Genomic DNA, 646 nt, shown 5'->3' on the forward strand with positions numbered 1-646 from the left:
TGGCCTACAGCGCCAATGGTGCGCGCATCGACGTGGCCCGGGGTGCGCTGCTGGCCACCGCGGCCACCACGCGCAACCAGCGCGCCGTCGCTGGCGTAGCCGATGGCCTGGCGATCAACCAGGGCCTGCCCCGGCCGCTGACCCAGCTGTTCCCCGCCCAGGTCGGCGCCGCGCTGGACGGCCTGAGCGGCGAGCTGCATGCCGCCACGCCGCTGGTGCTGGTCGAGAGCAGCCGCTACGTGCGTGATGCAGCCTTGTCGCGGCGTGCGGGCAATGCGTCGCCGGGCAGCACCGGCGACGCGACCGGTGCGTGGGTACAGGCGATCGGCGGCAACGGCAAGCTCGATGGCGATGTCGAAACCGCGCGCACGGATGCCAACAGCAACGGCCTGCTGGTCGGTATCGACCGCGAGTTCGATGGCTGGCAGGCCGGCGTACTGGCCGGCACCGGCCGTACCGACGTCAAGCAACGTGACCGCCGTGCCAAGTCCAAGATCGACAATACCCACTTCGGTGCCTACGCCAGCCACAGCTGGGGCGGCTTCGGTCTGCGCGGTGGCGTGGCCTGGAGCAAGCACGAGGCAGAGAGCACCCGCGAGCTGGCGTTCGCAGGATTCAGCGACACGCTCACCGGCCGTTATGACGC

The 646-nt window shown here is 70.6% G+C and carries 1 protein-coding gene; it reads left to right on the forward strand.

Annotated features, from left to right (window positions below; translation table 11 throughout):
• The coding region (locus ACVOME_RS18665) for an autotransporter outer membrane beta-barrel domain-containing protein (protein WP_481505395.1) at positions 1-646 on the forward strand (646 nt) is incomplete at both ends.

The sequence above is a fragment of the Stenotrophomonas sp. STEN008 genome, assembly GCF_056760435.1.